This window comes from uncultured Gordonia sp. (assembly GCF_937858515.1).
Lineage (GTDB): Bacteria > Actinomycetota > Actinomycetes > Mycobacteriales > Mycobacteriaceae > Gordonia.
This window is the reverse complement of record NZ_CALLZT010000137.1, coordinates 1-8,349: the sequence shown is the minus strand read 5'-3', so window position 1 is coordinate 8,349 and position 8,349 is coordinate 1. Positions and strand designations below refer to the sequence as shown.

Below are 8,349 nucleotides of genomic sequence, written 5' to 3'. Positions count from 1 at the left end.
GATTCCCCTTCAGGAACCGCGAAACTCCTTGCGGCAGCCTCGGCCGAGGGGGGCGGGGGCGTCGGCCGGCTCGGCGGGGGTCGGTCGGCGCCAGGGGCGGGCGAATGCGGTGGGGGCGGACTGCCCCGCCGCATCGATATCGGCGGGCGCCGCCAGTGCGACGGTTCCCAGCGGCTTCTCGGTGGCCGCCTCGATCACGTCGTGGTGCGCGGAGGTGGACGGGGTGGTCCAGGCTCCCCCGATGAACAGTTGTGGCCGGTTGATCATGTTGTGCTCCTTACGATCCGGGCTGACTGCGGGACTCACCGGAGGACATCGGGGTGACTGAACAGAACCGAGGACACCAGCGGCGCCATCGGTCCGCCGATGAACAGCGAAGTCCGCGCCCCGGCAACCTGATTGGTGGAGGTGCCGCGGATCTGCCGTACGGCCTCCACCGCCAGGTTGAGTCCGTTGACAAAGGCGTCGGCCAGATTGCCGCCACTGGTGTTGACGGGCAGCTTTCCGAATGGGGCGGTGAGGTTCTCGACGGTGAGCACCCCGCCGGCGGCCTCGCCGGGTGGGCACAGCCCGTGGTCGATGAGCGCGGCGACAGCGGGTCCGGAGAAGTTCTCGTACACCTGCACGACGTCGACGTCGTTCGGCCCCAGCCCTGCCGACCGCCAGAGTCGTTCGGCCACACCGGGTTTACCGTTGTTCGCCGGGCCGAATCCGGCCGTCGAGTACTGCACGTCGTTGTCGATGCCCTCGCAGTATCCGCCGGGTGATCCCTGGGCACCGGCCAGCACGTACACCGGGTCGGGCCGCAGATCACGGGCGCGCTCGGCCGATACCAGGATCAGCGCCACGGCGCCGTCGCTTTCGCGTGAGCAGTCGAACAGGTGGAAGGGTTCGGCGATCAGCCGCGAGGACTCGTAGGCGTCCTCGTCGAGCGGCTTGCCGTAGGCTTGCGCGGTCGGATTTTGCTGCGCGTGCTGGTAGGCCGCCAGCACCAGTGCCCGCAGCGCGTCACGGGGCACGCCGTCGTGTTCGAGCATCCGCTGGGTGCGCATGGCGCAGATCTGCGCGGGCGAGCCGACGCCGTGCGCCAGGAAGTGCGGCCCGTAGTGGTATTTGGCGTAGCCGAGGCGGCCGGTATCGGCCTGCGACATCGCGCGGTACACGGCCACCACATCGGCCTGCCCGCCGGCGATGGCGGTGGCGGCGTTGGTGATCGCCGCGGCGACGCTGCCACCGCCACCGCCCCACATCATGTTGGACCAGCGCAGCTCGTCGATGCCCAGGGCGTCGCCGAGGATCGGTCCGTCGTTGGATCCGCCCGCGTACGAGACGAATCCGTCGATCTCGCGCGGCGACACACCCGCGTCGGCGCAGGCGTCGAGGATCGCGTGAAGCGTCATCACCTGCTCACTGTCGGGAGATTGTCCACGGCGGTAATGTCTTTCGGCAACGCCGACGACGGCGCTCGCGCCCCTGATTCCGCGGGTCATGCGGCCACTTCTTCCCTGGTCCAGCGCAGCAGCGGCCATGGTTCACCGGGCCGGGTGCGTACCGTGCCGACAACCCGATCCCCGATCTTCGGCGTGCGCTGCGGATCATCGACGAGCATGCCCAGCACCCGGCGGCCGCCGGCATGCGGAAGTTCCACCAGCACACTGATGTACGGCAGATCGCCACCGAGCTCGCTGATGTAGGGGTACCAGCTGCGGCTCCAGCTGTAGATCGTTCCGGCCGCTTCGACACTCTCCCAATCGATGTCGAATCCGTGGCACTGCGCGCACACCGACTGCGGTCCCCAGATCCAGCTGCGGCAGTCCGCGCAGCGCTGGAGCCGGAGTTCGCCGGCGACGAGCCCGTCCCAGTACGGCTGGTCGAGACCGTCGGCCATCGGACCCCAGGGCACTTCGGCGGTCATGACGTAACTCCTTCGGCGACAGGGAAGTTCGCCAGTTCGGCGGCGAGCCAGCTGTCGCCGTGCCGTTCCCAGATCGACCGCAGCCCGATCACCCCGGACGCCGTACGGTAGATCGTCTCGCCCACCATCCGGTCGCCGTCGGCCCGGATCCCGACGATCTCATAGGAGTCGATCGCGCCCCGTGGAACGTCTACGCCGTAGAAGACGGTGGGCAGGTTGGCCTGCACCATGTCCGCGAGCACCGCCTTGTTGTCACCGGCCGCGACACCGGCCACATGCCGGGCGTACAACTGCCCGAACTCCTCGTTCACACTGTCATCGTTTGTCATTCGACCACCATCCCGCATCGGTCACAATTGGTTAAACCTTACGTAATTAGATTAATTCGAGCAACCGAGGACCGCGCCGCCGTCCTCACCTATGGTCACGGACCGTCCCGCCACATCCTCGGCGGCCAACACCGCGACGTCGTCGGCCCCGGTCACCACGGCGAGCGCGCGCTCCCCGTCCCGGGGGGCGGCGGCCACGAAAGCCTTCTCGGGCAGCCCGTCCCGTCCGTACACCACGGTCCAGGATTCGATGCGGGCCGCACCCGCGTACGAGACCAGCTCGGTGGCCACCGGCTCGGCGTCGACGAGTTCCTGGACGTCCCGGCGTGCGAACGGCTCCGCCGGCGGCGTGGCGCCGTAGATCCCGAAGGCATGTTTGGTGAGGTAACCACTGTTGGCCGTCACCAGCCCGTACGAACCCGGATTTTCCCGCAAACGCGTCGTCACCGTCGCGATGGCATGGGTGCTGTAGTTGTTCCACGGCCCACCGGCGAAGGTCAGCCCCCCGGTACAGGTGAGCGGGCGCGCGGGATCGTCGAGCGGCAGACCGATCTCGGCCGCCGCGACGGCCACCGCGGACGGGAAACACGAGTAGATGTCGATGAATTCGATATCGCCGATGCCCAGGCCGGCCGCGGCGAGTGCTTCGCGCGCACCGATCCTGATCGCCGGCGAGCGGTCGAGCGCCCCGCGAGCCGCGATCGCGTCCGTGTCGTGGGCTTCGGTTCCCGCATGCGGGAACACCCACGTCGCCGGATCGATGCCGAGTTCACGAGCCTTCGCCACCGAACACATCAGCAGCGCCGCGCCCTGGTCGACCATATTGTTCGAATTGAGCAGCTTGGGGTACGGCGAGGCGATCATCCGGTTACCGGGCGACGGAGTGATCAGCTCGTCCGGACCGTATTCCTTGCGCACCCATGCGTGCGGATTGCCGGCCGCGACCCTGCTGAAGGACGACCACAGCCGCCCGATCTCCTGCGCGTGGTCGGCGATGGACTGACCGGCCGAGATCCGGCGCGCCTGATCGAACAGCGGATACACGTAAGAGGGCCGGTCGATACCGACGCGCCGCTCGCTCTCGGCCTCCATCGGCACATCCGGGACGATGATCGGCGCCGGCAAGACGGACTCGTCCTGCTTGGTCCACACCGGACGCTCACCGGCGGCACTGAACTTCATCCGGGTGCGCCAGGATTCGGCGCCGCCGATCAGGACGACGTCGGCCCGGCCGGCCAGAATGTCGGCCGCGGCGGCATTGACCATCACCTGCGGGGTGCTGCCACCGTTACCCGAGTAGCCGGTGCGGCGCAGGCTCGACGCGGCGCCGACACGCTCGGCCACCAGCAGTCCGGGGTCGCGATAACGCCAGGACAACAACCTGACGACCCACACCGTGTCCACCTGTTCTAGCAGCCGCTCCGACCCCGCCTCCGCGGCCGCCGCGCGGGCCGCCGCGGCCATCAGATCGACCGGCTCCGCGCCGTCGTGGCCGTTGATCTGGCCACCGCCGACCAGCACCGGGGTTCGTGGGTCCAGGCTCATGGATCTCTCCTCCATCACTGTGCAGCGCACCCGAACATCGCGCCGGAACTCTCACTAATCTAATTCATTTAGATATGTGAGAGGCCGGGCGGGCTCAGTTGCCCGCGTTCTGCCCGCCCGCGTTCTGCCCAGCCGGGGTCGACTGCTTCGGTGCCTGCTGCTTCTGATCGCCGGCGGTGCCCGCGCCACTTCCCCCTGCGTTGTTGCCTTCTGTGTTGTTGCCTTCTGGACTGGCACCGTCTGCGTCGAAATTGGTGCCGTTGCTGGTGATGGCGGTGATCTTCCAGCCCTGGTCCTTGTCGATCGTCAGTTTGTACGTCGCGGTGGTGTCGATACCCGACGCCGAAGTCTGCACATTCTTGGTCACGATCTGAACGAAGGCGTCCACCTGGTAGACATTGCCGTCCACCGATTCGACCTTCGCGGTGATCGGCGTCGAGGTCGACGACCACTGCATGGGACGCAGCAACTGCTCCATCTGGCTCGCGGCGTTGCGCAGTTTGGCCGACAGCTCCGGCGTCGTGTTGTCGGTCAGCCGCGTCAGCCAGCCCTGGGTGTCCTCGTAGCTCATGTTCGCCGCACCGGTGGCGTAGTCGAGTGCCACCTGCTCGGCGTGTGCCTTGTCCTTGGCGGCCGAATTCAGATCGTCGATCTGACCCGCCTTGTCCACCACGAGCCAGATGAGCACGGCGCCGGCGATGACGACCGCCGCCGCACCGAGCCCGATGAGCAACGTCCGCACCGACAGGGTCACTGTGCCCCGCCCACGGCCGGCAGAGTCCTTTTCCTGACTCACCGGCTTTTCCGTACCCGCCGATTCCGATTTCGCGTCGCCGGAACTGTCTGCCGCAGAACTGGTCGGGGCGGCGCCGTCGTCGTCGGGTGTGGACGAGCGGGTGTCGGTCGCAGCACTCATCTCAGCGACCTCCTGTCTTATTGGGCGGGCTGATTCGGATGGTGAGGGCACCTCCGTTGGCGGAGGCGATGAGTTGATCGAGCAGTTTGCCGGTGTCGACGGTGCGCAGCGACGCCGCACCAGCCGTGGCCAGCGGCAGCAGATTGTCGCCGATGACCTTGATGTCGCCGGAACTGGTGTCGAGGAACTCCTGCAGCATCGCGACCAACGGCGTCGCACCGTTGTTGATACCGACGACCATCGGCCCCGACCAGTCGATCGCGTCCTTGACACCGTGCATCATGTAACTGAACAACGCCGTGAAATCGAACACCTTGGGTGTCAGTTCCGCCAGATCCTTGGGCAGCGGACCCGAGCGCATCAGCAACGGCTGCATCGTCTGCAACAGGGTCCGCAGTGAATCCTGGTTGCGCAGGAGTTCCTTGGTCAGCAGGGTGCCGACCTTGTTGAGGTCATCGAGCACCTCGATGTTCTCCGGCAGACCCGCGTCAAGCTCGCGGAACACCCGAGCTACCTTGTCCGCGTCCACCTGGGTGAGGATCTTGGTGACCTGCTCGGACAGATCCTTGAAGGTCGAGGTCACTTCCACATGGCCGGTATCGACCCGTGCGTTGTTCTGCAGATACGGACCGGTCGCCACTGCCGGCAACACCGACACATAGGCCTCCCCCAGCGCGGACAGGTTGTCCACGCGGTACCGGCTGTCGAGCGGGATCTTCGTCGATTTGTCGTAGTCCCAGGTGATCCGGGCCCCCTCGACGCTTTGCGAGATATCGGTGACGTGACCGATCTCGATGCCCCGCAACAGAACCCGTGAACCCACCAGGATTCCGTTGGTGTCCGGCACGGTGATCGTGGCGTGTTTGGCACCGATTGTCTTGATGTGCAGGCCGACATTGAAGATGTACGCGATCGACACCCCCAGGATGACCAGCATGGCCACCACCGACACCCGAGTCTTCGTGATCATTGCAAGACCCCCAGAATCCGCAGCACTGTGATGGTGTCGCCCAGCAGCTGTTTGTTGCTCCCCGATGCCTTCACCGACGTCACCGTCACCTTCGGATTCTTCAGGAACGGCAGGAGGGTGTCACCGAGGAAGCTGTTGGTGGCCTTGAGCGTTCCGTCACCGGCCGGCCACATCGGTTTGGCCGTTTCGAGGGTGTCGGCGAGCGAATTGAGCAGCGGCGAGGCCCACAGACCACCGGTGAACACCTTGCCCACCGACGGCAGGAGTGTGGCGATGTGGCGCAGCAGTGTGTATGCCACGGTCTCGAAGTAGTGCACACCGCCGGCGGAGAACACGTGCTCGATGTAGGTGGCACTCGCCGGGAACGACTTGGCCACATTGTCGAGCCCGGTCAGGGTCCGGTCGATCTCGTCGGTGTTGTCGGCCAGATCATCGAGGTCCTTGGCCACCGTGGTCGCCAGCCTGCGCACGTCCTTGACCTTCGGCAGCACCTTGTTGAGGGTGCCCATCGTGTCCTGGACCTTCTGGATGGTGCCGCCGTTGACGAAGTAGGCCAGGACCGCGATCGTGTCCTCCAGCGTGGGCGGCGACGTGGTGCGCTCCTGCGGGATGACCGAACCGTCACGCAGGTATTCGGTGGTCACCGCATTCGTGTCGGGGGTCAGCCCGAGATAGGTGTCGCCCAGCGGTGTGTTCTGGCGGATGACGGCCGACGAGTTTGCCGGTACAGGACGGGATTTGGTGAGCCCGACGACGACGTCGACGCCGTCGGCGGTTTCGTTGAGCGCGGTGACCCGACCGACCTGCAGGCCGTTCATCATCACGTCGGCACCGGTGGGGAGGTTGAGCACGCTGGCGAACTTCAGCGTCACCTCGTAGTCGTTGCTGACGCCGGCCTTCACCGACGGCAGCCGGTTGGGGCTCAGCGCACATCCGCTCGTCGCCATGAGCGCGGCGATGACAATACCGAGGGCCACCATGATCCGGGCGATTCGCCGCGAATTGTCGTTCATCGGATTCCTGCCTTCTGCAAGACGAGGGTCACGAGGTTGGTCGCATCCACCTTGCCCGTTTTCGTATCGCACGCATTGCCCGCGGCCGCGCACTGACGCTTGTCGAGCTTGAACGCCGGCGTCGAATACGGGATCGACAGGCCACCGGTGGTGGATGTCTGTTGCTTGAGCGCGTCGGCGATCGCCGGCGACAGATTCGACAGGTCCCGCGCCCAGTAGGGGGCCCGGTTCTTGGCGATGTCGCGCAGTTCCGGCGGGGCCAGACCCAGGATGAGCGGTTTGAGCTCGCTGCCGTAATTGGTCCAGATGTCGTACATCACCGCGATCGCCCAGCCGATACCGCGGCAGAACCGGGCCACGTAGTAGAACAGGTCGGTGCCGAGGCCGGCGACGGTCGGCGCCTGCCCGGTGATCGACAGGATCGTGTCCCAGTTCTTCAGCGCGCTGGTGGTCAGCGGAGCCATGTCCCGGATGGCCGAACCGATATCGGCGGTGAAGCCGTCGGGATCGCGAGCCGCCTTGGCCGCGTTCTCGAACATCGAATGGGACTTGGCACCTGTACCGGAGAATGCGGTGTCGGCACCGTCGAGGGCCTTCTGCAGATCGAGTCCGCCGTTGTCGGACAGGTCCCGCAGGAAGTCCGACGCCGATCCGGCGACCTCGTTGATGTTCTTGGGAGTGAAGGACTTGTTGATGCATTGGCCTGGTTGCAATGTCGGACCGCCGGCGTAGTTGCCGACCAGTTCGAGGCTGCGGTCGGCGAGCAGTGACTTCGAGCGGGTGACCGCGGTGACGTCCGCCGGGTAGGCGCGTCCGGAGTCCAGCGAGAAGGTCACCTTCACCTGCGAACCGATATTCTCGACCGCGGTGACCTTGCCGACCCGAAATCCCATCTGGGTCACCGGGTTTCCCTTGTACAGGCCGATCACGTCGTTGAGCTTGGCGCAGAAACCGTCGCCGCCCTGCGCACCGTCGACCGTGGAGCTGCCCGAGCTGATCCCCCGGCCGACCACGGCACCGATGATCGCCGTGATGACCACGATGGCCAGTACCGCGATCAGCATCGGCTTCTTGCGACCCGCGCTCGCGTTGCCGGTGTCGGTCCTACTGTCTGGTGTCATGTCAGCACTTCCTCCCGCGCACGGGGATGCACAGGCCGCCCAGGGACAGTTGCCCGTTCTTCAACTGGCGCAGGTTCTCCGGTGTGAGTCCGGCCATGAGCTTGTCCTTGAGAGCCAGCAATCCGGTGATGGTCGGCTCGAATTCGCTGACGATCTTGCGCATATCGGCAATTATCGAATGGATCTGCGGAGCCAGTTGGTCGCTGTTGACCAGATACAACCGGATCGAGGGCCCAACCCGGTAAAGCACACTGGAGAACAGGTAGTAGGCGTAATTGAATCCGGCGGAATTGATGTGATACGTCGTGACGACGGTATCGATCTTCCTGACCAGATCGAATACGAAGTCCCGATTGGTGTTGAAGGTGTTCAGGTAGTCCGCGGCCAGCCGGGTGATCTGGTGGACCTGGGTGCGCTGCTTGGCGAACACCTCCGACACCGAATCCAGCCCGTCGACGATGGAGCGCAGCGAGGTGGTGTTGCTCCCGAACGCATCGGCGACCTGCTTGATGTTGGAATGCCAACGGGTGGTGTCGACTT

General features: G+C 65.6%; 9 protein-coding genes and 1 pseudogene. All 10 read right to left on the bottom strand.

Translation table 11 applies throughout. The features are described from left to right. Positions 1–9: 9 nt before the first annotated feature. The gene (locus Q0627_RS12465) at positions 10–267 is read right to left on the bottom strand and encodes a hypothetical protein (RefSeq protein ID WP_298810240.1); all 258 of its coding nucleotides are present in this window, start codon (positions 265–267) and stop codon (positions 10–12) included. A gap of 35 nt (positions 268–302) precedes the next feature. Next, entirely contained in the window at positions 303–1,490 is a 1,188-nt protein-coding gene (locus Q0627_RS12460; RefSeq protein ID WP_291014675.1) for a thiolase C-terminal domain-containing protein, read from the bottom strand. After that, positions 1,487–1,915 (bottom strand): Zn-ribbon domain-containing OB-fold protein, encoded by a 429-nt coding sequence (locus tag Q0627_RS12455; RefSeq protein ID WP_291014673.1) that lies wholly within the window; start codon positions 1,913–1,915, stop codon positions 1,487–1,489. The genes Q0627_RS12460 and Q0627_RS12455 overlap by 4 nt, the downstream gene beginning before the upstream one ends. Then, a complete protein-coding gene (locus Q0627_RS12450; RefSeq protein WP_291014671.1) occupies positions 1,912–2,244 on the bottom strand; it encodes a hypothetical protein in 333 nt (110 codons plus the stop codon). Before Q0627_RS12450 ends, Q0627_RS12455 begins: the two co-directional genes overlap by 4 nt. Positions 2,245–2,295: 51 nt before the next feature. Next, positions 2,296–3,789 (bottom strand): acetyl-CoA acetyltransferase, encoded by a 1,494-nt coding sequence (locus Q0627_RS12445; RefSeq protein WP_291014669.1) that lies wholly within the window; start codon positions 3,787–3,789, stop codon positions 2,296–2,298. Between the two features lie 94 nt (positions 3,790–3,883). After that, a complete protein-coding gene (locus Q0627_RS12440) occupies positions 3,884–4,705 on the bottom strand; it encodes a hypothetical protein (RefSeq protein ID WP_291014667.1) in 822 nt (273 codons plus the stop codon). 1 nt (position 4,706) lies between these two features. After that, positions 4,707–5,675, bottom strand: a complete 969-nt coding sequence (locus Q0627_RS12435) for an MlaD family protein (protein WP_291014665.1) — start codon at positions 5,673–5,675, stop codon at positions 4,707–4,709. Further along, complete coding sequence (locus tag Q0627_RS12430) at positions 5,672–6,688, bottom strand: MlaD family protein (protein WP_298810232.1); 1,017 nt, start codon at positions 6,686–6,688, stop codon at positions 5,672–5,674. Before Q0627_RS12430 ends, Q0627_RS12435 begins: the two co-directional genes overlap by 4 nt. Next, positions 6,685–7,809 carry an MlaD family protein gene (locus tag Q0627_RS12425; RefSeq protein WP_291020416.1) on the bottom strand — a complete coding sequence of 375 codons (1,125 nt, stop codon included), beginning with the start codon at positions 7,807–7,809 and terminating at the stop codon, positions 6,685–6,687. The genes Q0627_RS12430 and Q0627_RS12425 overlap by 4 nt, the downstream gene beginning before the upstream one ends. Position 7,810: 1 nt before the next feature. Continuing rightward, a pseudogene (locus Q0627_RS12420) lies at positions 7,811–8,349 on the bottom strand (mammalian cell entry protein); the annotation flags it as partial.